General features: G+C 42.7%; 25 protein-coding genes. 20 read left to right on the top strand and 5 right to left on the bottom strand.

All coding sequences use genetic code 11. The features are described from left to right. Nucleotides 1–46: 46 nt before the first annotated feature. Entirely contained in the window at nucleotides 47–487 is a 441-nt protein-coding gene (locus ACP26M_RS12795) for a DUF2007 domain-containing protein (RefSeq protein ID WP_090524347.1), read from the bottom strand. 53 nt (nucleotides 488–540) lie between these two features. Here ACP26M_RS12795 and ACP26M_RS12790 point away from each other — a divergent pair, with 53 nt between their 5' ends. From ACP26M_RS12790 to ACP26M_RS12775, 4 genes are all read left to right on the top strand, one after another. Then, nucleotides 541–1,488, top strand: coding sequence for a helix-turn-helix transcriptional regulator (locus ACP26M_RS12790; RefSeq protein ID WP_426589382.1), 948 nt, complete (start codon nucleotides 541–543; stop codon nucleotides 1,486–1,488). A gap of 122 nt (nucleotides 1,489–1,610) precedes the next feature. Continuing rightward, a complete protein-coding gene (locus tag ACP26M_RS12785) occupies nucleotides 1,611–2,066 on the top strand; it encodes an EVE domain-containing protein (protein WP_090524351.1) in 456 nt (151 codons plus the stop codon). Next, nucleotides 2,054–2,476: an SRPBCC family protein gene (locus tag ACP26M_RS12780; RefSeq protein WP_373614264.1), complete on the top strand. Its 423-nt coding sequence runs from the start codon at nucleotides 2,054–2,056 to the stop codon at nucleotides 2,474–2,476. The genes ACP26M_RS12785 and ACP26M_RS12780 overlap by 13 nt, the downstream gene beginning before the upstream one ends. A gap of 94 nt (nucleotides 2,477–2,570) precedes the next feature. Beyond that, nucleotides 2,571–3,029: a GyrI-like domain-containing protein gene (locus ACP26M_RS12775; protein WP_373614263.1), complete on the top strand. Its 459-nt coding sequence runs from the start codon at nucleotides 2,571–2,573 to the stop codon at nucleotides 3,027–3,029. A 166-nt stretch (nucleotides 3,030–3,195) separates the two neighbouring features. Here ACP26M_RS12775 and ACP26M_RS12770 read toward each other — a convergent pair whose 3' ends face one another. Together ACP26M_RS12770 and ACP26M_RS12765 are read right to left on the bottom strand one after the other, a co-directional pair. Beyond that, nucleotides 3,196–4,530 carry a dihydroorotase gene (locus tag ACP26M_RS12770; RefSeq protein WP_426589378.1) on the bottom strand — a complete coding sequence of 445 codons (1,335 nt, stop codon included), beginning with the start codon at nucleotides 4,528–4,530 and terminating at the stop codon, nucleotides 3,196–3,198. 65 nt (nucleotides 4,531–4,595) lie between these two features. Then, the gene (locus ACP26M_RS12765) at nucleotides 4,596–5,042 is read right to left on the bottom strand and encodes a winged helix-turn-helix transcriptional regulator (protein WP_090524359.1); all 447 of its coding nucleotides are present in this window, start codon (nucleotides 5,040–5,042) and stop codon (nucleotides 4,596–4,598) included. Between the two features lie 80 nt (nucleotides 5,043–5,122). On the opposite strand from ACP26M_RS12765, the gene ACP26M_RS12760 reads away from it, so the two are divergent. From ACP26M_RS12760 to ACP26M_RS12720, 9 genes are all read left to right on the top strand, one after another. Next, nucleotides 5,123–6,007 carry an NAD(P)H-binding protein gene (locus ACP26M_RS12760; protein ID WP_426589376.1) on the top strand — a complete coding sequence of 295 codons (885 nt, stop codon included), beginning with the start codon at nucleotides 5,123–5,125 and terminating at the stop codon, nucleotides 6,005–6,007. Between the two features lie 246 nt (nucleotides 6,008–6,253). Beyond that, nucleotides 6,254–7,606: a DEAD/DEAH box helicase gene (locus ACP26M_RS12755; RefSeq protein WP_176623691.1), complete on the top strand. Its 1,353-nt coding sequence runs from the start codon at nucleotides 6,254–6,256 to the stop codon at nucleotides 7,604–7,606. Between the two features lie 8 nt (nucleotides 7,607–7,614). Then, nucleotides 7,615–7,881, top strand: a complete 267-nt coding sequence (locus ACP26M_RS12750) for a hypothetical protein (RefSeq protein ID WP_090524369.1) — start codon at nucleotides 7,615–7,617, stop codon at nucleotides 7,879–7,881. Between the two features lie 8 nt (nucleotides 7,882–7,889). After that, nucleotides 7,890–8,222, top strand: coding sequence for a gliding motility protein GldC (gene gldC / locus ACP26M_RS12745; protein WP_090524371.1), 333 nt, complete (start codon nucleotides 7,890–7,892; stop codon nucleotides 8,220–8,222). Nucleotides 8,223–8,231: 9 nt separating this feature from the next. Then, entirely contained in the window at nucleotides 8,232–8,666 is a 435-nt protein-coding gene (locus tag ACP26M_RS12740) for a hypothetical protein (protein WP_176623693.1), read from the top strand. 88 nt (nucleotides 8,667–8,754) lie between these two features. After that, the gene (locus ACP26M_RS12735; protein ID WP_426589373.1) at nucleotides 8,755–12,213 is read left to right on the top strand and encodes a response regulator; all 3,459 of its coding nucleotides are present in this window, start codon (nucleotides 8,755–8,757) and stop codon (nucleotides 12,211–12,213) included. Between the two features lie 2 nt (nucleotides 12,214–12,215). Further along, entirely contained in the window at nucleotides 12,216–13,046 is an 831-nt protein-coding gene (locus ACP26M_RS12730) for a CheR family methyltransferase (RefSeq protein WP_175489898.1), read from the top strand. Beyond that, entirely contained in the window at nucleotides 13,036–13,623 is a 588-nt protein-coding gene (locus tag ACP26M_RS12725; protein WP_426589370.1) for a chemotaxis protein CheB, read from the top strand. Before ACP26M_RS12730 ends, ACP26M_RS12725 begins: the two co-directional genes overlap by 11 nt. Nucleotides 13,624–13,651: 28 nt before the next feature. Next, the gene (locus ACP26M_RS12720) at nucleotides 13,652–15,580 is read left to right on the top strand and encodes a response regulator (RefSeq protein WP_426589368.1); all 1,929 of its coding nucleotides are present in this window, start codon (nucleotides 13,652–13,654) and stop codon (nucleotides 15,578–15,580) included. Here ACP26M_RS12720 and ACP26M_RS12715 read toward each other — a convergent pair. Then, entirely contained in the window at nucleotides 15,577–16,062 is a 486-nt protein-coding gene (locus tag ACP26M_RS12715; protein ID WP_426589366.1) for a methylated-DNA--[protein]-cysteine S-methyltransferase, read from the bottom strand. The genes ACP26M_RS12720 and ACP26M_RS12715 overlap by 4 nt on opposite strands. Nucleotides 16,063–16,154: 92 nt before the next feature. On the opposite strand from ACP26M_RS12715, the gene ACP26M_RS12710 reads away from it, so the two are divergent. From ACP26M_RS12710 to ACP26M_RS12685, 6 genes are all read left to right on the top strand, one after another. Then, entirely contained in the window at nucleotides 16,155–16,838 is a 684-nt protein-coding gene (locus ACP26M_RS12710; protein ID WP_112652098.1) for a heme exporter protein CcmB, read from the top strand. Nucleotides 16,839–17,031: 193 nt separating this feature from the next. Continuing rightward, on the top strand, nucleotides 17,032–18,216 hold the full coding sequence (locus tag ACP26M_RS12705; protein ID WP_426589363.1) for a carboxypeptidase-like regulatory domain-containing protein: 1,185 nt from the start codon (nucleotides 17,032–17,034) through the stop codon (nucleotides 18,214–18,216). A gap of 79 nt (nucleotides 18,217–18,295) precedes the next feature. After that, a complete protein-coding gene (locus tag ACP26M_RS12700; protein WP_426589361.1) occupies nucleotides 18,296–19,006 on the top strand; it encodes a hypothetical protein in 711 nt (236 codons plus the stop codon). A gap of 82 nt (nucleotides 19,007–19,088) precedes the next feature. Continuing rightward, nucleotides 19,089–19,763, top strand: coding sequence for a cytochrome c biogenesis protein CcsA (ccsA, locus tag ACP26M_RS12695; RefSeq protein WP_426589359.1), 675 nt, complete (start codon nucleotides 19,089–19,091; stop codon nucleotides 19,761–19,763). A gap of 1 nt (nucleotide 19,764) precedes the next feature. Beyond that, nucleotides 19,765–19,974 carry a CcmD family protein gene (locus ACP26M_RS12690; RefSeq protein ID WP_426589357.1) on the top strand — a complete coding sequence of 70 codons (210 nt, stop codon included), beginning with the start codon at nucleotides 19,765–19,767 and terminating at the stop codon, nucleotides 19,972–19,974. 152 nt (nucleotides 19,975–20,126) lie between these two features. Next, nucleotides 20,127–21,563, top strand: coding sequence for a Glu/Leu/Phe/Val family dehydrogenase (locus ACP26M_RS12685; RefSeq protein WP_426589355.1), 1,437 nt, complete (start codon nucleotides 20,127–20,129; stop codon nucleotides 21,561–21,563). Between the two features lie 62 nt (nucleotides 21,564–21,625). Here ACP26M_RS12685 and ACP26M_RS12680 read toward each other — a convergent pair whose 3' ends face one another. Then, nucleotides 21,626–21,748 carry a hypothetical protein gene (locus ACP26M_RS12680; RefSeq protein ID WP_354481778.1) on the bottom strand — a complete coding sequence of 41 codons (123 nt, stop codon included), beginning with the start codon at nucleotides 21,746–21,748 and terminating at the stop codon, nucleotides 21,626–21,628. Nucleotides 21,749–21,951: 203 nt separating this feature from the next. Between ACP26M_RS12680 and ACP26M_RS12675 the strand changes: the two genes are divergently transcribed. Continuing rightward, nucleotides 21,952–22,362, top strand: coding sequence for a cytochrome c maturation protein CcmE (locus ACP26M_RS12675; protein WP_090524409.1), 411 nt, complete (start codon nucleotides 21,952–21,954; stop codon nucleotides 22,360–22,362). Nucleotides 22,363–22,369: the final 7 nt, after the last annotated feature.

The following is a 22,369-nucleotide window of genomic DNA, read 5'->3' as shown; positions in this document are numbered from 1 at the left end:
TGAAGGTTTTTGACCCGCGACTTAAGACTTTCGACTTTGAAAAAAGCTATTCAAAATCCCGCTGGCAATTAAAACAATGCCAGGCTTTACGGCTATAAAACGGGAATATCATCAATAAAAATGAGATGATGGCAGTGAGCCAATGAACCCTTTTTTCGGTTGCAGAACCGTAGCGTACATTGGTTGAGCCACAATAAGGGCAAATCACAGCATTAAGCGTTTCGTCATCAATTTCAATATGGTCCTGGTCGTGCAGGTCACCTTCGGCAGCTAAGATTTCACGGCAACGCTCCAGGTCGCGCTCAAATATTTTTAGTTTAATACCGCCTACAGCCTGGTTGTAAAGCGGGTTTGAACCTATGGTGTTTTCATCGGCAATAAAGCAGGGAATGCCATAACCCTCCAGTTTGGTGCGGATGATATGTGCAAGCATCACATCATAATAAGTTTCAAATGTTATGATCTTTTCTTCGGGTTGAACGGCCATATGTAGATAAATATTAATCAAAGGTAAATTGTTTTTTATTTAATTTGGACGCCATGAACCGCATCGACCGAATATCAGCCATTTTGATCCAACTACAATCGCGCAGGGTAGTAAAGGCCGGTGATATTGCCGATAGGTTCAATATTAGCCTGCGTACGGTTTATCGCGATATTAAAACGCTTGAGGAGGCGGGCATCCCGCTCATAGGCGAGGCCGGCGTTGGCTACTCCATTATGGATGGTTACCGACTGCCCCCGGTAATGTTTACCCGCGAGGAAGCCACCGCTTTTTTAACTGCCGAAAAGTTTGTTGAAAAGCTTACAGATACCTCAACAATGGCGCAGTACCAATCGGCCATGTATAAGGTGCGGGCCATTCTTAAATCATCAGAAAAGGATGCTTTGGAAAACCTTGATGGTAGTATTGAAGTACTGAAAAGCCATAGCCAAAAGCGGGCCGGTAATGTTGATCATATCCAAACCATACTTGATTGTATCATTTGTAAGAAGATCATGAGCATTGACTACTTCGCCGCCCACTCGCAGGAAAATACCAAACGGGAAGTTGAGCCCGTGGGCGTTTTTTTCCTGGATAGTTTTTGGCACCTGATAGCTTACTGCCGCTTGCGCAGTGATTACCGCGACTTTAGGATAGACCGCATTAAAAAGCTGATGGTAACAGATAAAAGTTATATCAACAGCAAGCACCCTACGCTAAAGGATTATATTGATAAAATGGCTTGCGAAAAGCAGCTTGAGCAGGTGGTGATCAAAGTTGATAAGGAGATCCATAGTTATCTTGACCATCAAAAATACTATGGCGGTTTTGTATCTGAGAAAACTGTGGGCAACAAAATTGAGATGACTTTTTTGACCATTTCATTAGAAGGTTTTGCCCGATGGTATATGACCTTTGGCGACCGCGCTGAAATCATTAAACCAGATACACTGCTGCAACGTGTACGGGAGATCACAGCGACCATAGCCCAAAAAATAAATTAATTTCTTTTCTTTTTTTCCTGCTGACATAAGGCTGTCACCAGTGCGTTGTTACTTTGTTTCATAATGGCAGGGGCAGGGCTTTTATTGGTCGTGTTTTTGCGGGTAATTTAAACCATACACTTATGAAACATTGGATAATAGTAGTATCAAAAGATCACATTGGCCGCGGCATTTCCGGGGGATTTATTCAGGCCAATCATGGTAAACTGGCGCCGCTTAAACGTATGGAGGTTGGCGACTGGGTGGCGGTATATTCGCCCAAACAAAAGATGAACGGCAATGAGCCTTTACAGGCTTTTACAGCCATTGGCCAGGTGCGTGACGAGGATATTTATCAGAAGCAAATGGCTATTGATTTTATCCCATACCGCCGCAATGTAAATTACTACGAATGTGCCGAAGTTCCGATAGCCCCGATGATTGACGAACTCGATTTTATCACCAACAAAAAAGCGTGGGGTTACAACTTCAGGTTTGGATTTTTTGAAGTTCCCGGCGCAGATTTTAAGAAGATAAAGGAACAAATGATCACTGCAAAACAACCACTATTAAATAAAGCTACGTTATGGAAAAATTAACAGTAAATGTGCAGGTAAAATTTAAAGCCCCGATGGCTAAAGTTTGGCAAGGCCTGACTGATCCTGCTATGGTAAAAAAATATTTTTTTGGTACCGATCTTGAATCGAGCTGGAGGGTAGGGGAGCCCATAAAATTCAGCGGGGAGTGGGATGGTAAAAAGTATGAAGACCATGGAACTATACTGGACATTGATCCCGGTATATTTGTAAAATATAATTACTGGAGCAGCATGAGCGGTACCGAAGACAAGCCCGAAAACTATGCTAATATTACCTATAACCTAACCGGGAATAATGGCGAAACCGAGCTTACCATTACCCAGGATAATGTAAAAAATGAGGAAGCCAAAACGCATTCAGAGCAAAATTGGAAAGGGATTTTTGAGGGACTGAAGAAGTTGGTTGAATAGTAATAATTATAAACTAATAATTTATATAATCATTATAATTAACTGTATAAAAATTAATTATATATCAATATAACAAATAGTAATAGCTCCAGGTATGGATAAAGTAACAATAAAAGGCTTTTTTTTGGTCGGCATTTCGGTGCGCACCACCAATCAGGGTGGCCAGGCGATGAAGGACATTGCCGGGCTCTGGAACTGGTTTATGAGCGAGCACGTTTTACAGCAGGTGGTGAACCGTGTCAGCGATGATATTTATTGTGTTTACACTGATTATGAAAGCGATAAGGATGGCTTTTATACCGCAGTACTGGGTTGTAAGGTAGCTACTAAAGACAATATCCCTGAAGGGCTGATCTGCATTACTGTGCCTCCCGGAAACTATAACCGTTATATTGCCAAAGGTGCACTGCCGCAATCAGTAGGGGAAACCTGGCACCAGATCTGGACAAGTGATATCGACAGAAGATATATGGCTGATTTTGATGTGTATGGAGAAAGGTCACAAAATGCTGATAATGCCGAGGTAGAGGTTTTTGTTGGGGTGAATAACTAATCATCGTCATGCTGAACTTGTTTCAGCACCCCATCAGAAGAGCCGCCTGGAATCTTGCTTGTGAGGTGCCGAAATAAATTCGGCATGACTTTTTAGTTAAAAGAATATAGCGTTTAGACTCCAGAAAATTCTGTAATTTCTAAAATTCTATAAATTGTAATTGATATTACCTGTTAAAAATCAATCGTTTGCCGGTTTTACCTTCAATAAGACTTCCATTCGCATATGCCAGGTTTCCCGATATCAAAGTATAAGCTACCTGCGAGCGGAAGGTATTGCCTTCAAATGGGCTCCAGTTACATTTATACAGGATATTACTTTTATTTACGTTCCAGGGTTTGTTTAAATCTACAAGTACAAGGTCGGCCCAGTAACCTTCGCGGATGAAGCCACGTTTTTCTATTTGAAAAAGGGTAGCTACGTTATGCGCCATTTTTTCTGCAATTTGCTCGAGGCTTATTTTGCCATGATGATATAGCTCAAGCATAGCGGGCAAAGCATGCTGAACCAACGGTCCGCCGGATGGTGCCTGCAGGTAAGGCTGCTCTTTTTCTTCAATAGTATGCGGGGCATGATCGGTGGCAATAACATCAATGCGGCCATCCAAAACAGCACGTAAAATACCATCACGATCTGCCTCTGTTTTTACAGCCGGGTTCCACTTAATATAGTTGCCTTTTGTTTCATAATCTGCATCGGTAAACCATAAGTGATGGATGCAGGCTTCGGCAGTAATCCGTTTATCTTTTAGTGGTGTTATGTTGTCAAAAAGATGAGTCTCCCGCTCGGTAGAAATGTGTAAAATATGCAGGCGGGTGTTGTGTTTTTTTGCAAGCTCAATGGCCATTGATGACGACAAATAACAAGCTTCAGCACTCCTGATTTTTGGATGCATCCGCACCGGAATATTTTCACCAAGCAGTTGTTTGTAGTGTGCAAGATTGCTCTTGATGGTAGCCTCATCTTCGCAGTGCGTAGCGATCAACATTGGTGATTGTGCAAACAGTTTTTCGAGCGTGTGCGGGTCATCAACGAGCATGTTCCCGGTAGAGGATCCCATGAACACTTTGATACCACAAACCTTACTGATATCGGTGCGCAAAACCTCATCTAAATTGTTGTTAGAAGCGCCCATGAAAAATGAATAATTAGCCAGCGAATTGCGCGACGCAATCTGGTATTTATCCTCCAAAAGTTCCTGCGTTAAAGTGTTGGGAACAGTGTTGGGCATCTCCATAAATGAAGTGATGCCGCCTGCAACAGCAGCCCTCGATTCTGAATAAATATCGGCCTTATAAGTTAAGCCCGGCTCGCGGAAGTGTACCTGGTCGTCGATGCAGCCGGGCAGCAAATGCAGGCCTTCTGCGTTGATGATTTCATCGGCTTGCGCGTCAATTACCGGATCGATACGATCTATCAAACCATCTTTGATCAATACATCGGCAACGTATTGTTTATGCTCGTTAACTATGGTGGCTGCTTTTATCAGAATTGTAGACATGTGTTGATTTCGGATTTGGGAATTTCGATTTCGAATTTATTTATGATGCTTATAACAGGTCAAACTTACGAAGTTTTTGAAATTTCGTAAGTTTCAATAGCGGCGGCTATTTCCTGCTCTATCGGGAATTGTCCCAAACTTTTATAAATAGCAGTACCATTTGCCTCACTATCCTTCACGGCCCATGTTGCCATTGCGTACATTACCGGCCGCAATTCCATGCCCGATTCGCTGAGCCGGTAGGTTACGTAGGGGGGCACAACAGGTTTTGATTCCCTTATGATGATACCATCAGCTTCCAGTTGTTTCAGGTGCTGGATCAGCATTTTTTCGGTAATGGTGGGAATAGATTTTTTTAGCTCGCTGTAACGCTTGCTTCCGGCTAAAAGGTGAAACAAAATGATCGGTTTCCAGTACCCGCCTATGCGTTCCATAACATAAGTTACCGGGCATTCTTTAAATGCGGCTTGTTTGTTTTCCTGTATGGTTGAGCTTTCTTTTATTGCTGTCATGGTGATACATACTTTAGGGTAAGTACTTGTAAAAAAGTAAGTACAAAAATACCTTTGCTTTCAATAAAAACAAAAACATTATGAAAATTATAGTAACAGGTTCAACAGGCAATATAAGCAAACCTTTAACACAAACTTTAACAGCCGCAGGGCATAACGTGACAGTGATTAGCAGCAATGCCGATAAGATAGCAGAGATAGAATCATTAGGGGCTAAAGCTGCAATTGGCTCGCTAACAGATGCCGATTTTTTGACCGAAACATTTACCGGAGCCGACGCGCTTTACGCCATGGTGCCGCCAAACTTTGGTGCAGAAAGCTTAAGGGCATACCAAAACGAAACAGGTAAAAGCTATGCCGAAGCCATTAAACGGTCGGGTATAAAAAAAGTAGTTGCGTTAAGCAGCATCGGGGCGCATTTGGATAACGGTGTAGGCCCTATAAAAGGCATCCATGATGTTGAGGGGATTTTGAACGGATTAGATGGTGTGGCCGTTAAGTTTATCCGTGCACCGTTCTTCTATATCAATTTTTTCAGTAACATCCCGCTTATCAAGCACCAGGGGATCCTTGGGTCAAATTATCCCGCAAATACAAGGCTGATCATGGTGCATCCGACAGATATTGCGGCAGCAGTTGCTGAAGAGTTGCAAAAAGATTTTACGGGTAAAAGCATACGCTACATTGTAAGCGATGAGTCAACATCCGGCGGGGTTGCAGCCGTTTTAGGTGAAGCAATCGGCAACCCTAACTTGCCATGGATTGAATTTACTGATGAACAGCTTGCCGAAGGCTTATCACAGGCAGGTGTTCCACTTGAAATGACCCGCAATTTTGTTGAGATGGGCACTGCGGTAAAAAGCGGAAAAATCTGGGAGGATTATGATAAGCACAGGCCTGCATCGTCCGGTAAGGTGAGTTTGCAGGATTTTGCCAGGGAGTTTGCTGCGGTATATAACAGCTAAATTTTCTCATGTAAAAGTCATTATTGCTGAGAAAGCAGTAGGTGGCCTCATCCAACCCCCACCTCAGGTGAGGGTTGGATGCTTTTTTGAAGGCTCCACTTTTGGGAAATTTAGAGATGTTCCACTGATTTGTACCCCGCAACGATCACTTGTGAACGATACGCTCTTCTTGTTTCCTGGTTCTTACTTTCCTGACTCGCACTTTCCGCATTGTTCCTACTTCAACAAAAAGCCTATCTTTGCGGCATGGCAGTAACCTTTGAAGATTTTAAATTTAACCGGCAAATTTTGAACGCGATAGCAGATGCCGGTTATACCGAAGCTACGCCTATCCAGCAAAAAGCCATTCCACCGATATTGAACGGGCAGGATGTAATGGGCATAGCGCAAACGGGTACCGGTAAAACGGCCGCCTACGTATTACCTATCATCATGAAGCTTAAATATGCTCAGGGTGAGCATGCACGCGCGCTTATCATTTCACCCACGCGCGAGCTGGCCATGCAGATAGAAGAGAACGTGAAAATTTTCGCCGCCAATACCGATTTACGTGTGGTGGTGCTTTATGGCGGTATCGGCCCTAAAACACAAATTGAACAGATCAACAAAGGGGTTGATATTATTGTTGCTTCTCCGGGCCGTTTCATGGATATTTACCTTGCCGGGCATATCGTAACCAAAACATTGCAGGTGCTGGTTTTGGATGAAGCTGATAAAATGATGGATATGGGCTTTATGCCCCAGATAAACCGCATATTGGAAGTGGTACCTGTGAAAAGACAAAACCTGCTTTTTTCGGCTACCATGAGCGAGAAGGTGCACCAGCTTTCGGCTAATTTCCTGGAGTTCCCTACGGTTATTGAGGTTACCCCGCAAGCAACGCCCGCGCAAACGGTTAACCAGCATTTATACCATGTACCCAATATCAAAACCAAAATTAACCTGCTTAAAAGGTTGCTTGATAATGAAGGCGACATTACTAAGCTGATTGTATTTTGTAAAACCCGTGCGGTGGCCGAGGATGTATTCAAATTTCTGACCCGCAAATTTGGCGAAGAAGAAGTGAAAGTGCTCCACGCCAATAAAGGGCAAAATACGCGCATCAACTCCATCAACTCATTTAAAAACGATGATGTGAAGATCCTTGTGGCTACCGATGTGGCATCGCGTGGTATTGATGTGAGCGATGTAAGCCATGTCATTAATTTTGATGTACCGGTGGTGTATGAGGATTATGTACACAGGATTGGTCGTACAGGCAGGGCGCTGCAATCGGGCGAGGCCATTACTTTTGCTACACCATCCGAAGAGTATTATATCCGCAAGATTGAGAAACTCATCAAGCAAACTATTCCTGTTGAGCATGTTCCCGACGATGTGTTTATTGAGGAAACCCCTTATGAGGAACGCCAGGACCAGGCCCGGGAGATAGATATGCAAAAGCGCAAAGAAGACCCCGATTTTAAAGGCGCCTTCCACGAAAAGAAATCCCTTAACCAACGTAAAAAGTTTGATGCCAATAAAGACAAGGCCAAATATGGCTCAAAGGCTGCAAGGCAGGGTTCAGGCCGATCATCCAAAAGCAAAAAAAGACACTAAGCCCATCAATGAAATTCAGATTTACCCCCTTAAATTTTTTTACCGCTTTTTTGGTAGCGGTGGCAGCCTATGTTTTTATTTACGGGGCTGGTATGGCCGGACGCCCGCTTGAACATTGGGGTGGTACCATAGGTTGGATCTTTTTGCTGTTTGCCTTTGTGGTTTTTGTGATTGATATCATGTTCCGCAATTTTTTTATTGAAACCAAAAAAATATGGATGGTAGAGACATTTTTCATTGTTTTGGTTATAATTATATTCTTACTTGTTAAATAAATTTTGAAATGAAAACTGCTGAAATAAAGCTTACCGTTACGCTTGATGATAATAACGTTCCTGAACATATCCTTTGGGAATCAACCGACTCAACCAACAAGGAGGCGTTGCCTGTAAAATCAATGATGCTTGCCCTGTGGGATCAAAGCTATAAAAATACCCTGCGCATTGACCTTTGGACAAAGGATATGCCTGTTGACGAAATGAAGCGCTTTTTTTATGAAACCCTGCAAACCATGGGCGACAGCTTTTTACGCGCTACCGGCGAAAAGAATATTGTTGAGGACCTGCGCGATTATTGCGCCCACTTTGCCGATAAGATGGAGATAACTCAAAAATAACAACCTAATATGCGCCTTAGCTCAATTTTATCATTCGCAGGGTTTGCCCTGTTATTTGTTGCAACCTATTGCCCGTTGCTGCGGGTATTCCATGTAACCAGCTGGAATATTTATAAGCTTAACCAACCTTATGGGCTGGTGCTTTTACTGGTAGCTGTTGTCGGGATCATAGTATCGTTCCTTAACCAGGCTAAAATTATGCGTGTGACTGCCTGGCTTTCGGTGGCTCTTGTAGTATTGCTGCTGGTTGCCGCTATTATGAAGGTTAATTCGGCATTTAGCTTTATTCCGTTTAAAGGTATTAACAGATTTTTAACCAGCCAGCTTAAATTTCAATGGGGGTGGTACGTAATGTTTGCCGGCCCGGTTTTGGCTTTAATTGGTGCATTAAGCGGTAAGCCAAAAACTTTTATGCCAACTACTGCAGATCCTGCCGCAAATTAATACTCCCCGGGTGTTTAAAAAAAGCTGTAACGTTTACTTTACAGCTTTTTTTAAACATATTTGTAATTCAGATTAATACGGATACCTAATGTCAAAGTTTTCCTTCCGCCAGCAGGTTTTAGCTGGCTTTGTAGTATCAATCATTCTTGTTTTTGTGGTAGGCATCTTGTCTTATAACAGCCTGCGCCAATTCGAGGAGGATAATGTCTTAATTGATCATACCCAGAAGGTTATTCATACATCAACAAGTTTATTGCAGGATCTGGTAGATGCCGAAACAGGCATGCGTGGCTATGGTGCTACCAATAACAAGGCATTCCTTGAACCCTATAACGCCTCTTTGCCTAAAATAGCTGATGGCATTGCCACTTTGAAGGATTTAGTGAAGGACAATCCTGTGCAGATAAAACGTATTGATTCGATAAATAAACTGGTAAAGGAGCAATTGCTGATACTCAAAACAAACGTTGAAACACGCGGAAGCCAGGGGCTTGACTACATGGTGCAGCGGGGCATGTTTTTAAATGGCAAAGAGAATATGGATCAGGTCCGTATGCTTATTGACCATATGACCAACGCTGAAGAGCGATTGCTTACCAACAGGGAGGAAAGCTCGCAGGAAGCATCTACATTTGCTAAGATCGTAATTGCATGCGGATCATTGGTCTTCCTGTTCATTATCCTGATGTTGTTCTTCTATATTCAAAAAACATTTGATCAGCAAAGGAAGACGGAAGAGGAGGTGCGTGTTGCCAATATTGAACTTGGTAAGGTACTTGCCGATAACGAAGCTAAAAACTGGCTGCTTACAGGTACCGGCCAATTGAATGAGAAGATGCAGGGCCAACAGGTTGAAAAGGAACTGTCAAATAATATTCTGTCTGAAGTTTGTACTTACACCAATGCCGCAGCAGGTACATTTTACCTGTATAACGAAGCAAACAACAGGCTTGAGCTTTATGCTTCATACGCCTTCCACAATCCTGATTTTGTTAAGAAGTCGGTACAAATGACCGAGGGCTGGCTTGGCCAGGTAGCCAAAGATGGCAAAGCTGCGGTTGTAAAAGGTAAACTGAACGATAAGCTTGAGCTTTCATCATCGGTATTAAAAACTGAACTGGCCGAATCATTTATCATACCTTTCTTTTTTGATAAAAAGCTAAAAGGCGTAATGGAGGTTGCTTTTAATGAAGGGATCTCGAAAAATAAATCGGAATACATCTTAGCAATCGCTAATGATATAGGTATAGCTATTAATACATCGCAGGCACGTACTATTATGAACGACCTGTACGAGGAAACCCAGCAGCAGGCCGAAGAGCTGGAAGCACAACAGGAAGAGTTGCGGGTTACCAACGAGGAGCTTGTTCAAAAAACTGAAGAGCTGCAGGCCTCAGAAGAAGAGCTCCGGGTACAGCAGGAAGAACTGCGTACCACCAATGCCGAACTGGAAGAAAAAGCCAGTTTGCTTGAAGAAAAAAACCAGGCCATTGAACAGGCCCGCCAGGCTATTAACCTTAAGGTTGAAGAACTGGAAACCACGGGTAAATACAAATCGGAGTTTTTGGCCAACATGAGCCATGAGCTGCGCACACCGCTTAACAGTATCCTGGTACTGGCGCGGATCCTTAAAGATAACAAGCCTGCCAATCTTTCTGAAGACCAGATCAAATATGCCAGCGTTATCTTCAACGCCGGTAATGACCTGCTTACTTTGATCAATGATATCCTCGACCTTTCAAAAATTGAATCGGGCAAGCTGGATATGCAAAATGAAGATATTAAGGTAAGCGATATTGTTGGCGATATGGAAATGCTGTTTGCCGAAGTAGCCAGCAACAAAAAAATTAATTATACAACAAGTATAGACAGGCAACTGCCGCAAACCATATTTACCGATAAGGTACGTATAGAGCAGGTGATCAAAAACCTATTAAGCAACGCGTTTAAGTTTACTTCTGAAAATGGTTCTATCGCCATTATTGTAAAGTCGGGTATTAAAGATAAAACCATCAGCTTTGCTATCAAAGATTCGGGGATCGGGATCCCTGCGGATAAGCAAAAAGTAATATTTGAGGCATTTCAGCAGGCCGATGGTTCAACGAGCCGTAAATATGGCGGTACCGGTTTAGGTTTATCTATAAGCCGCGAACTTGCTTTCCTTTTGGGCGGCAGCATAACCCTGAGCAGTGAGCCGGGCATAGGCAGCGAATTTGTACTTACTGTGCCTTTTGAAGCTAAATTAACACCCGCCGCCTTAATTGAAGAGGCTTTGCCAACTGCCGAAACTTTTAAGCCTGTAACAGAGTTCCTGAGCCCGGTTAAAGCTGCCCCGCGCGACCCCGGTAAAGAGCCTTTGGTTGTAATTGTTGAGGATGATAAAAACTTTGCAAACATATTGCAGGATTATGCCCGCGATCATGGTTATAAATCAATCATGGTGTATGAGGGTACCCGGGCGGTTGAAATTGTGAAGGAAGCCAAACCTGATGCCGTGATCCTGGATATTATGCTGCCTGGTAAAGACGGCTGGCAGATTTTGAAGGAGTTAAAAAATGATGAGGATACGATGCACATTCCGGTCCACCTGATGTCGGCCGGGGATGCTGCCGCAAACCGTGTACGTCGCGAAGGTGCCATCAACTTCATGAAAAAACCTATCAATACCGAAACGCTGGATAAGCTTTTCGCCGATATCATGGTACAAAGCGGCACCAGGTTTAAACAGATCCTGCTGGTTGAAGATCACAAGGCCCAAAGCCAGGCCTTGAAAGACCTTATGCAGGGCCAGGGGATTACCGTCGACCAGGCTTTTGACGGCGAATCGGCATTCAGGTTGTTGCATGAAAACGAGTACCAGTGTGTGATCCTTGACCTTAACCTGCCTGATATTTCAGGGTTGGATTTGCTGGATAAGATCAAAGAGGTTGATCGCTTTGCTTCATTGCCTGTTATCATAAATACAGCAATGGAACTTGATAAAACATCGGTTAACAGACTAATGCACTATGCCAACGCCATGGTGGTTAAAACCAATAAATCATCCGACAGGCTGATTGATGAGGTTAACCTGTTCCTGAACAAGATCAGCGAAACGGCAAATGGACAGCCACAACAGGTGTCACCTGCAGTTCCTGCAAAGCCTAAATCATTAACTAAAGGCAAAGATGCTATTAAGGGCAAAAAAGTGCTCATTGTTGATGACGATATGCGCAACATTTTTGCGCTGAGCAGCGCCCTGCAAAGCTATGACCTCAATGTAGAGATAGCTAATGACGGTGAAGAAGCCATAGCTAAACTTGAGGATATAAAGGATATTGATATAGTGCTTATGGACATCATGATGCCAAAAATGGATGGCTATGAAGCTACCAGGCATATCCGTAAGCAAAACAAATGGGCTAAATTACCCGTAATAGCATTAACTGCAAAAGCAATGAAAGACGACCGCGAAAAATGTATAGCGGCCGGCGCCAATGATTATATCACCAAGCCCGTTGATATGGACAGGCTGATTTCGCTGATGCAGCTTTGGCTTGAAAATTAGTTATGGATACAGAGCAGGGAATTATATCACATGCGCAGGTTCATGAGCTTATTGATATTGTAAGAAAGGTTCATGGCTTTGATTTTTCGGGTTATACCAAAGCTTCATTAAAACGGAGGTTAACCCGTATTATGCTGCTCAACAAGTTTGAGTTTTATGACCTTAAACATGTGCTTATTAATGACGCAGACTTTTTTCAGGGCTTTTTGGAAGAAATTACGGTTAACGTAACCGAAATGTTCCGCGATCCTTCATTCTATCGTGCGGTTAACTCACAGGTTGTTCCGTATCTTTCAACTTATCAGCACGTCAAAATCTGGAGTGCAGGCTGCTCAACGGGCGAAGAGGTTTACTCTATGGCCATATTGCTGAACGAAGCTGGTTTGGGAAAAAAGTCGTTCATATACGGCACGGATATCAATACCGAGGTTTTAAAGGAGGCCCGTAAAGGGATCTACAGTTTGCGTAATATAAAAAGCTATGCGGAAAATTATCAATACACTGATTTAAAAGGTTCAATTACAGATCATTTTACCATTTTGTACGATGCCGCGTCGATACACAATGAGTTAAAACAAAATACACTGTTTTCGGTACATAATTTAATATCTGATACCGTATTTAATGAGTTTCAGATGATAAGTTGCCGGAATGTTTTTATTTATTTTGAAACATACCTGCAGGAACGGATTCTTGACCTGTTTTATAAAAGCCTTTGCCCGCTGGGTTATTTATGCCTTGGCAGTAAAGAAACCATCCGGTCAGATACGTTTAAGAGTAAGTTTAAGGTGATCAACCAAAAAGAAAACATTTACCAAAAAGTTGGGACCTGATAAAAAGTTACTGGAAAGATGGCATGCCGCCCAGATCGTATTATTGGGCGGATCGGCAGGCTCGTTCAAAATTTTATTCAAGATCATAAAAGATCTTCCCGAAAAACTGGGGAAAACCGTAATTCTTATCATACACAGGAAAAAAAATTTTTTCAGCGAAATAGAAAAACTATTTGCCGAGAACAGCCGTATGTACATGCGCGAAATTGAGGACAAGGATATTCTTAAAACGGATACTATGTATATTGCCCCGGCAAACTATCATACCTTAATTGAACGCGGCGGTTATTTTAGCCTGGATGTTTCGGAGCCGGTATGGTATTCAAAGCCATCAATTGATGTTACTTTTGAAAGCGCCGCCGAGGTTTATGGTGACAGGTGCATGGCGATATTACTTTCAGGTGCCAACCAGGATGGCGCCGAAGGCTTATTAAAATTAAAGAAAAGCGGCAGCCTTACCATAGCGCAGGAGCCCAGCGACGCGGAAATGGCCGAAATGCCAAAGGCAGCTATAAATTTAGGTGCTGCCGATTATGTTTTAACACAGGATGAGATTTTTAAACTTTTACTTTCATGACAATCACCCCCCCCCTAATTAATATTAAATGACCCCTGTTAATATTCTTATAGTTGATGACAGAGAAGAGAACATCATTGCTCTGGAGGCATTGCTTAAACGCGATGATATCAAAATATTTTCTACTACCTCGCCAAATGAAGCTCTTAAAATTGCCTGGGAAACCAATATTGCCATTGCTTTAGTTGATGTTCAGATGCCCGAAATGGACGGCTTTGAACTGGTGGAAATGCTCAAATCAAACCCGCGTACCAAAGATATCCTGGTTGTTTTTGTTACAGCTATTTCAAAAGAAGCCAAGTATGCTGTTAAAGGCCTCGGTACCGGCGCTGTAGATTATCTTTACAAACCGCTCGATCCTTACATTACATCGGCCAAGGTTGATTCATTTGTACAACTGGCCCGCACCCAGGCCGAAATAAAACAAAAGAACGATGAGCTGCAGAACTATGCCATAGTTGTAAAAAACTCGGCCGATATTATCACATCGGTCGACGCGCAAAGTCTCCGCATTGACAATATCAATCCAACCGTCGAAAAAATAATGGGTTTCAGGCCTGATGAGCTTATTGGTAAAAGTATTGTTGACCTGGCCATAGACGATCATAAGCCGCCGTTTCGCAAAAAACTGGGTGAAATCATAAAAGACAACCTGGCCTATGCCATTTTTGAATTTAAGTTTGAAACCTTTGATAAAAGGGTAATTTGGGTGGAGTGCCGCGCGGCATACCGCAACAAAACCATATTTATTAATATCAGCGATATTTCTCCGCAAAAAAGTTACCAGGAGCAGCTCATCAAATCGAAAGAAAACGCGGAATACAGCAAAAAGGTGAAAGAAACCTTTTTGGCCAATATGAGCCATGAGCTGCGTACACCGGTTAATGGCATAATAGGTATCACTTCGCTTTTGCGTAAAACAGATCTTACCGATCAGCAAGTGGGGATGCTTGATTTGCTTGATACCTCATCAAAATCGTTGTTGGGTGTGATCAATGATGTACTTGATATCTCCAAAATTGAGGCTGGTAAATTCAGCATCATCCGAGCGGCCAATAATGTTTATGACATTGTAAACTCGGTTTTTAACCTGCTTAAATTTAAAGCCGACGAAAATAATATTGAGTTTTTGCTGGATATTGAAGATGAAGTACCAGAATACCTCATGGTAGATTCATTACGCCTGAACCAGATATTGATGAACCTGCTGAGCAACGCGCTTAAGTTTACCGAAAGGGGTTATGTAAAGCTGAAGATTACCGTACTTCAAAAACACAATGATAAGGTAAAGCTGAAATTCAGTGTTGAGGATACGGGCATCGGCATCCCGGCCGACAGGCTTAACAGGATCTTTGATTCATTTGAACAGGCCGAAGAAGATACCGTAAGCAAATACGGTGGTACCGGGCTTGGTTTAACCATTGTGAAAAAGCTTGCCGAGCTAAAGGGAGGCGAACTTACCGTAAGCAGCCAGGTAGGCAGAGGCAGTACTTTCAACTTTGTATGCTGGTATACCATCAGTATTAAACCCAAAACTAAGGTAACTGCCAAAACTGATAAAATATTGCCGCCGTTTAATAATGTACGGGTGCTGGTAGCTGAAGATAACATGGTTAACCAGTTTATGCTCTCCAAAATATTAAAGGACTGGAATGTAGAGGTGGAGATGGTTGATAACGGCCGTAAGGTTATTGAGAGGCTTACTAATAAAGACTATGACATTGTTTTAATGGATACACATATGCCCGAAATGAACGGTTACCAGGCAGCTAAAACCATCAGGGTTGATTTTGAGGAGCCTAAACGGAGTATTCCCATCATATCGCTTTCGGCAGCAAGTTATGACCATGAGCAGCAGGAAGCATTATCGGCAGGGATGAACGATGTGCTTTCAAAGCCGTTTCAGCCATACCAACTGCATGAAAAAATGTCGATGTTATTGAAGGTGGGCGTTTAAAACTCCAGCCTGGTTTGCCCAACGCCCATTACCTTTGCCTCATGCTCAAGCAGCCATTTTTTGCGCCATATACCGCCCGCGTAGCCGGTTAAGCTGCCATTTGACCCTATTACCCGGTGACAGGGCACTACAACCCATAGGTTGTTACGGCCATTGGCAGATGCTATTGCCCTTATAGCCAACGGATTATTCATTTGGTTTGACTGCTGGGCGTAAGTAATGGTTGTTCCGTAAGGGATCTGGATCAATTCGTCCCAAACCTGTTGTTGAAACTCACTGCCTTCCTGCTTTATAGGAAAGGTAAATTGCTTCCTTGTACCGGCAAAGTATTCATTTAACTCATCAATAGCAGCTTGCAGCAGCGGGGTAGGAGCAGGAGCAATCTCATATTCCTCATCGCGTATCGATACTGATGCTATAAAGCCATCTTCTTCGGCTATGCGGGCAATGCCAACCGGTGTGCGGAAATAAGCTACAGGCATGGTAATTGGTATGTTATATTCAAAATTAAGCTAATTTTTTTAGCTTGTCAAATGTCCTTACTCACTCGCAGGTAATTATTACATTTGCGGTGATGAAACTTGTTAACGAAACCTGGTACCTGCTCAAAAAGGAAGTTTTGCTGGAGTGGCGGTCCAAATATGCTTTTAATGGCGTTTTGCTGTATGTGGTTTCAACGGTTTTTGTTTGTTATATCTCCCTCAACTTAAATCCCGGTTTTTCCAATAGCAGCGGTTACCCCATAGTTTGGAACGTGTTGTTTTGGATCATTATGCTGTTTGCATCGGTAAATGCCATAGCCAAAAGCTTTATGCAGGAAAGTAAAAGCCGGCTGCTTTATTATTATTCTATTGCCAGTCCGCAGGCAATTATCCTATCAAAAACAATCTATAATATTTTGCTGATGGCTTTGCTGAGCACTTTGGCATTAATTATCTATAAAGTATTTTTCCCCAATGCCCTTGGCGACCCACTATATTATTTCCTGGCGGTGTTGCTGGGGAGCGTCAGTTTTTCCACCGTGTTCACCATGATCTCGGCCATCGCGTCAAAAGCCGGTAATAACGGTACCCTAATGGCTATATTAAGCTTCCCGGTTATTATCCCTGTTATATTGGTGCTTATTAAGTTAAGCAAGAGCGCTATGGATGGGGTAGACCGAAGTTTCTTTTACGGCAACATAGGCGTTTTGTGCGCTATCAATGCCATTGTAATAGCTACCGCGTTGTTGCTTTTCCCCTATCTGTGGAGGGACTAATTTGAATTGGCCGAACTGGATTTAAGAATCAAGAAACAGGCTGAATTAAAAAGATTAAAATTCTATAAATTCTCTCACTCAATAAATTCGGGTTCAGACATTACCGCAACAAAAATTATACACCGGCAATTCATTAACCGTTCATAAAAAATGTGTTTTTTAGCAGATTGAAAAAATATCCTAATTTTAATTAATGCGTTTTTATTGGTTTTTGCTTATCGCGTTTATATGTCCGCTCATCGTTTCGGCACAAACCGGTACTATTACAGGTAAGGTGGTGCGGGCCGATACTAAAAGCCCGGTAGCCAATGCCAGCGTATTTTTAAATAATGCCACCTACGGTACCTCTACTGCCGAGGATGGTACTTTTACCCTGGCTGGCGTGAAGCCAGGACAATACCAACTGGTCGTCACCGGCGTTAGCATTGAAGAATATTCCACAACGGTGCTGGTTGGCCGTGAACCTGCAAAATTAAGTATCGAGGTTAATCAAAAAGTGCTGATGCTGCGCGAAGTAGTGATCAGCAGCAGTGCCGACTGGAAAAAAAATTACGAACTGTTCCGCAAGGAATTTGTTGGTGATACCGAAAACGGAAAGGAATGTAAGGTAACCAATCCACATATTTTAAATATCATTTATCATAGAGGTAAACAACAGTTGGAGGCCTCTGGCGATGAGTTTTTGGTGGTAGAGAACCTGGCCTTAGGCTATCGTACCAAATTTTTGCTCAAAAACTTTTTGTATGATGCTATTGAGCATACCATATCCTATTCGGGAAGTGCCCTGTTCGAGAACCTGCCCGGCAGCGCAGCGCAGAAGAAACTCTGGAAGCAGAAACGCGAACAGGCCTATTATGGATCGGCCCAGCATTTTTACCGCTCGCTTTATAAAGGAACGTTAAAACAAGAAGGGTTTGAAGCGCATGATTTTACGAGGCAAATTAATCCGGAGCGGCCGGAAGAAGCCGTGCTGATGCAGAAGATGAAAAAGTACCGGGAGGGGCCGCGCGATTCGGCCATGCGGTATTACAACCTGTCGAAGATGACCAAATGGTACCGGGAAAACCTCGCGAAGCTGCCTTACCAGGAGTTTGAGATCTTGAGGAAAACACCGCAGGATGGGATTTATGCCCTTACCTTTCCGCACTTTTTATATGTAGTATATACCAAACGCGAAGAGACTACCGAGTTTAAGGACGTTTATCATCCGCTGGATATGCCTAACTACGAAACCAGTATCATGACCAAATATTCGGGCTATATCGCATTTGATATGAACGGTATTGTGGTATCAAGCCCAAGTCCGCTTTATGAAGGTTCATGGTCGAAGGCTAAGCTTGGCGATCTGCTGCCGGTTGATTATGAGCCGGGGGATTGATTAATTTCAGGAAGACTTTGCTTATTTCGAATTATATTTGCCGCCACCATCGCAGATATAATTCTTGTTACCATCCTTTATGAAATATATAAGCTATTTAGTGTTAGCTGTTGTTTTTGTTGCGCAGGGAGTTTCAGCACAACAAATAGTATTTAAAGACCAAAATTTAAAATCGGCTTTACTTAAAAGAGGCTATGATTTTAATAAAAACGGCGAAATAGAAGTATCCGAAATTGACACTGTGGTGAATTTAAACATTGCCAAAAGTGATATTAGGCTGTTAGATGATTTAAAATATTTTAAAAGTTTAGAAAGGGTTTATGCAATGTCTAACCAGATTGCGAACCTGGATGTGTTTTTTGACAATAATACGATTAAGGAAATTTATATCGGAGGCAATGTTCTCGGAAAAAAGTTGACGCTAAAGAATCTCAGAAATTTGACCGTTTTGGCGGCGGCCCATAATGACTTGGAAACAGTCGAATTAAATGGCACTGATAGCATCAGACAACTTTATTTACAGAGCAATGCGTTTAAAAACATCAAATTGGAAAACCTGACTAATCTCAGCGTATTAGAATTGATAGATAATAAGGCGTTAAAGACTATTGACATCAGACCAAACGTTGCTCTCACTTACATTGGACTGCTTTCAACGGCTGTATCCCAATTAGATATTTCCAATAACAAATTGCTGTCAACGTTTTATGTAAGTAATACTGTGAAAGTAATAAAGAGTGCCGGTCAGGAGAATTTTAAGTCCGCACCAGTTATAAGAGAGATTCACTAAAATGTGTAATACTTTATGTTTGCCTAAACTTAGTGTCGAATCAATGAGCAAATAATTAGTTACATTTACCGCCATAAATCATATGAAGTTTATTTATCAAACATGGTGGAAGGTTGCGGCTGTTTTGCTGGTGCTGTCTACCTTTTACACCGGCCTGGTTCTCAAAGCGCCGAGGCTGCCAATTATTCACGAAACCATCCGTAATTTGTATTTTCACGTACCTATGTGGATGGGCATGCTGACTGTTTTTGTGGTATCGGTCTACTTCAGTATCAAATACCTGCAAACGGGTAAAGAAGAACACGATCTTGCTGCTGTTGAGAGCGTTAATACCGGGTTGCTGTTTTACACCTTGGGCCTTTTAACCGGTATGCTTTGGGCAAAATTTACCTGGGGCGAGTTTTGGAGCGGTGATCCAAAACAAAACAGTGCCGCCATTGCATTTTTGTTGTACTGTGCTTACCTGGTGCTTCGTAACTCTATTGATGAGGAGCAGAAGCGGGCCAAGATCTCGGCTATCTACAATATCTTTGCTTTCCCGATTATGATCGTGCTGATATTTGTTTTGCCCCGCATGACAGATTCATTACACCCCGGCAGCGGCGGTAACCCTGCATTTGGTAAATACGACCTTGATAACGGTATGAAGATAGCCTTTTATCCGGCTATGTTAGGCTGGAGTTTTATTGCCCTTTGGATAGCAACTATCCGTTACCGTATCCGTTTAATTGAGAATAAGAAGAACGCTATAAATTAAGATGAAGAAATTAACGCTTTTATTGTTGCTGCTTACGTTTTGTACCGTTGTTTTTGCACAACCAGGGCAGCAGGTTGAAATGGCCGATGCCCTGCGCCAGTCGGGAAAAATTTACGTGGTTGTAGCAACTATTTCCATAATTTTTGTTGGACTGGCTATTTACCTGTTTACTATAGACCGCCGGTTAAAAAAAGTCGAAAACGATAAGTAGTTCAAATAATATGTTTAAACAATTTAAACATATTATTCATGGCGGTGTTAGGTAGTGTATACGGCACACTAACTAAGAAATATTTGCAATATTGATAAAAATTGTACCAAATTTGCTCACTTTTTTAAGAGATTAATATTTATACAATAGTTATGGCTACGAATATTTTGATTGCCGACCAGGAAACACACTTCTTCAGCGACGTGTGTAAAAACTTCGATTATGCTGCCCAATTCACCAAACATGATGCCGGTTTGCTTGATCAAATTAAATCATGTAACAGTGTTTACCGCTTCCGTTTTCCTATCCGCAGGGGCAACGGGTTCGAGGTAATTGACGCCTGGCGTGTGGAGCACTCGCACCACCAATCGCCCACTAAAGGCGGTATCCGTTACAGCGAAATGGTGAACGAGGATGAGGTGATGGCCCTCGCCGCGCTCATGACTTACAAATGCGCCATTGTTAACGTTCCGTTTGGCGGCGCCAAAGGCGGTATCAAAATTAATCCTAAAAACTATACCGTAAGCGAGCTGGAAAACATCACCCGCCGTTATACCGTTGAGTTAATCAAAAAGAACTTTATTGGCCCAAGCATTGACGTGCCGGCACCTGACTATGGATCGGGCGAGCGCGAAATGAGCTGGATTGCAGATACTTATGCTACCATGAACCCCGGTCAGCTGGATGCTATGGGCGCTGTAACCGGTAAACCTATCGCCTTGCACGGTATTGCCGGCAGGAGGGAAGCAACCGGCCGTGGAGTAGCCATTGCCACCCGCGAGTGCGTAAGCGTTGGCGAGGATATGCAAAGGATTGGCCTTTTGCCAGGCTTATCAGGCAAAAGGGTAATTGTACAGGGCCTTGGTAACGTAGGCTACTATTCGGCTAAGTTTTTATCCGAAATGGGTGCTATAATAGTTGGCCTTTGCGAGTTTGAAGGCGCTATTTATAACGAGAACGGCTTAGATATCGAGGCTGTATTCCAGCATCGTAAGGCCACCGGTTCTATTTTGGGATATGCGGCTGCAATACAGGAATTTACCAATACCATGGAAGGGCTTGAACAACCATGCGATATTTTAGTGCCGGCAGCTCTTGAAAACCAGATCACTGAATCAAATATCCGTAACATACAAGCTAAAATTATTGTTGAAGGCGCAAACGGCCCAACATCACCCGAGGCTGAGGCTATATTTTACGCCAATGGTGGGATGATAGTTCCGGATATGTTTGCCAATGCCGGCGGTGTTACCGTATCATATTTTGAATGGTTGAAAAACCTGAGCCACGTAGCTTTCGGCCGTATGAACCGCAGGTTTGAGGAAAACTCCAACCTTAACCTGGTAAACATGGTTGAAGGGATCACTGGTGTAGCTTTAACCCCGGTACAGCGCTCAACCATTATTAAAGGTGCATCAGAGCTTGAACTGGTAAACTCAGGACTGGAAGATACCATGATCCGCTCATACCACGAGATCAGGGAGATCTACAAAAACAATCCCGATATCGGTACCCTGCGTAACGCGGCCATGGTTGGCGCAATTAATAAAATAGCGGTATCTTATCAAAATTTGGGTATCTGGCCATAATTAAGGATTTAATAGTTTTATATATAGCGAGGTGGGTTTGAAAAAGCCGGCCTCGTTTTGGTTTAAAACTTTTCGCGATAGGGATCGTAGCGGATACCGGCCAATGAGCGTAAAGCCTGCAGGCGTATGAGCGTAGAGCCCGGGCCGCAGGCATCGCCAAAAATACCATAATAAAGATGCGTCATTGCGAGGAACGAAGCAATCCCCGACTTTACAGAGCAGCCATGTAAATGTCCCTGTATAGTTCGCGATTGCTTCGTTCCTCGCAATAACGCTGGTTTTATATAATCAAGAATGATTCTAAATAATACATATGTCTTGTAATAAACATTATTCGCTGCATGTTTTGTATTTTTGCAAATCGTTATTTTAATTATATAAACCGCGGATGAAAAAAAGTGCAATTTTTGGTCTTGTTGTTATCGCTATAGCCATAGCGGTTATCATTAGTGTTTATTCAAGCTCAAGCACCTATGCTACCTTTGCCGAGGCGCAGCAAACCAGCAGCGAACTGCATGTAATAGGCCATTTCAGCAAGGGAAAGGAGATGGTTTATGACGCTACTAAGGATGCCAATTATTTTTCATTTTACATGAAAGATAATAAGGGAGAAGAACGTAAAGTTGTTTTTACCGGTACCAAGCCGGAAGATTTTGAGCGCTCGGAGCAACTGGTACTTACCGGCCAGATGGTTGGAAGTGAGTTTCATGCATCGAAGATCCTGATGAAATGTCCATCCAAATACACCCAGGATAAGTTAGAAGTTACAGAAGCGAAGGCTAAACAAGCCAGCATTTAATCATTTT

Source organism: Mucilaginibacter sp. R-33, from assembly GCF_049949235.1.
GTDB lineage: Bacteria > Bacteroidota > Bacteroidia > Sphingobacteriales > Sphingobacteriaceae > Mucilaginibacter.
This window is presented reverse-complemented; position numbering and strand designations above follow the sequence as displayed.

What these genes read in the sequence shown, in the direction of transcription:
- ACP26M_RS12795 (WP_090524347.1), bottom strand. Translation starts at nt 487, where the DNA reads ATGGCCGTTCAACCCGAAGAAAAGATCATAACATTTGAAACTTATTAT.
- gldC (WP_090524371.1), top strand. Translation starts at nt 7,890, where the DNA reads ATGAAAACTGCTGAAATAAAGCTTACCGTTACGCTTGATGATAATAAC.
- ACP26M_RS12790 (WP_426589382.1), top strand. Translation starts at nt 541, where the DNA reads ATGAACCGCATCGACCGAATATCAGCCATTTTGATCCAACTACAATCG.
- ACP26M_RS12755 (WP_176623691.1), top strand. Translation starts at nt 6,254, where the DNA reads ATGGCAGTAACCTTTGAAGATTTTAAATTTAACCGGCAAATTTTGAAC.
- ACP26M_RS12680 (WP_354481778.1), bottom strand. Translation starts at nt 21,748, where the DNA reads ATGACGCATCTTTATTATGGTATTTTTGGCGATGCCTGCGGCCCGGGC.
- ccsA (WP_426589359.1), top strand. Translation starts at nt 19,089, where the DNA reads ATGAAGTTTATTTATCAAACATGGTGGAAGGTTGCGGCTGTTTTGCTG.
- ACP26M_RS12775 (WP_373614263.1), top strand. Translation starts at nt 2,571, where the DNA reads ATGGATAAAGTAACAATAAAAGGCTTTTTTTTGGTCGGCATTTCGGTG.
- ACP26M_RS12780 (WP_373614264.1), top strand. Translation starts at nt 2,054, where the DNA reads ATGGAAAAATTAACAGTAAATGTGCAGGTAAAATTTAAAGCCCCGATG.
- ACP26M_RS12700 (WP_426589361.1), top strand. Translation starts at nt 18,296, where the DNA reads ATGAAATATATAAGCTATTTAGTGTTAGCTGTTGTTTTTGTTGCGCAG.
- ACP26M_RS12735 (WP_426589373.1), top strand. Translation starts at nt 8,755, where the DNA reads ATGTCAAAGTTTTCCTTCCGCCAGCAGGTTTTAGCTGGCTTTGTAGTA.
- ACP26M_RS12770 (WP_426589378.1), bottom strand. Translation starts at nt 4,530, where the DNA reads ATGTCTACAATTCTGATAAAAGCAGCCACCATAGTTAACGAGCATAAA.
- ACP26M_RS12730 (WP_175489898.1), top strand. Translation starts at nt 12,216, where the DNA reads ATGGATACAGAGCAGGGAATTATATCACATGCGCAGGTTCATGAGCTT.
- ACP26M_RS12710 (WP_112652098.1), top strand. Translation starts at nt 16,155, where the DNA reads ATGAAACTTGTTAACGAAACCTGGTACCTGCTCAAAAAGGAAGTTTTG.
- ACP26M_RS12750 (WP_090524369.1), top strand. Translation starts at nt 7,615, where the DNA reads ATGAAATTCAGATTTACCCCCTTAAATTTTTTTACCGCTTTTTTGGTA.
- ACP26M_RS12720 (WP_426589368.1), top strand. Translation starts at nt 13,652, where the DNA reads ATGACCCCTGTTAATATTCTTATAGTTGATGACAGAGAAGAGAACATC.
- ACP26M_RS12760 (WP_426589376.1), top strand. Translation starts at nt 5,123, where the DNA reads ATGAAAATTATAGTAACAGGTTCAACAGGCAATATAAGCAAACCTTTA.
- ACP26M_RS12765 (WP_090524359.1), bottom strand. Translation starts at nt 5,042, where the DNA reads ATGACAGCAATAAAAGAAAGCTCAACCATACAGGAAAACAAACAAGCC.
- ACP26M_RS12685 (WP_426589355.1), top strand. Translation starts at nt 20,127, where the DNA reads ATGGCTACGAATATTTTGATTGCCGACCAGGAAACACACTTCTTCAGC.
- ACP26M_RS12675 (WP_090524409.1), top strand. Translation starts at nt 21,952, where the DNA reads ATGAAAAAAAGTGCAATTTTTGGTCTTGTTGTTATCGCTATAGCCATA.
- ACP26M_RS12715 (WP_426589366.1), bottom strand. Translation starts at nt 16,062, where the DNA reads ATGCCTGTAGCTTATTTCCGCACACCGGTTGGCATTGCCCGCATAGCC.
- ACP26M_RS12705 (WP_426589363.1), top strand. Translation starts at nt 17,032, where the DNA reads ATGCGTTTTTATTGGTTTTTGCTTATCGCGTTTATATGTCCGCTCATC.
- ACP26M_RS12785 (WP_090524351.1), top strand. Translation starts at nt 1,611, where the DNA reads ATGAAACATTGGATAATAGTAGTATCAAAAGATCACATTGGCCGCGGC.
- ACP26M_RS12690 (WP_426589357.1), top strand. Translation starts at nt 19,765, where the DNA reads ATGAAGAAATTAACGCTTTTATTGTTGCTGCTTACGTTTTGTACCGTT.
- ACP26M_RS12740 (WP_176623693.1), top strand. Translation starts at nt 8,232, where the DNA reads ATGCGCCTTAGCTCAATTTTATCATTCGCAGGGTTTGCCCTGTTATTT.